Raw genomic sequence first — 533 nt, forward strand, 5'->3', positions numbered from 1 at the left:
CCGTCCTGGCTCAGGCGATCGCGCAGGTCCCCGCCGCGCCCCGCAGGCGGCTGCTGGTCCGCTCCGACGGCGCCGGCGCCTCCCACGACCTGGTCGGCTGGCTGCACGAGCAGGGAACGGTCCGCGGCCGGACCCTCGAGTACAGCGTGGGGTTCGCGATCACCGAGCACATCCGGGACGCGATCAAGCTCGTCCCCAAGAAGGTCTGGACCCCCGCCCTCGACACCGACGGCGGGGCCCGTGAGGGCGGCGGCGTCGCCGAGCTGACCCGCCTGATCGACCCGGCCCTGCTGGCCACGTGGCCGCCCGGGATGCGGGTCATCGCCCGACGGGAACGACCCCACCCCGGCGCGCAGCTGTCGCTGTTCGAGGAGGCTGACGGCTGGCGCTACCAAGCCTTCATCACCAACACCGCCGCCGGGCAGCTCGCCTTCCTCGAAGCCCGGCACCGCGCCCACGCCCGCGTCGAGGACCGCATCCGCCACCCCAAGGACAGTGAACCGGCACGGGTTCTCTGCCGCTCTCATACTGGC

1 protein-coding gene is annotated in these 533 nt (G+C 73.5%); it reads left to right on the forward strand.

Annotated elements, in window-relative coordinates; genetic code table 11:
- The coding region (locus tag ABWV20_RS19330; RefSeq protein ID WP_353358119.1) for a transposase at window positions 1-533 on the forward strand (533 nt) is incomplete at both ends.

It is taken from the genome of Intrasporangium sp. DVR, from assembly GCF_040365325.1.
GTDB lineage: Bacteria > Actinomycetota > Actinomycetes > Actinomycetales > Dermatophilaceae > Intrasporangium.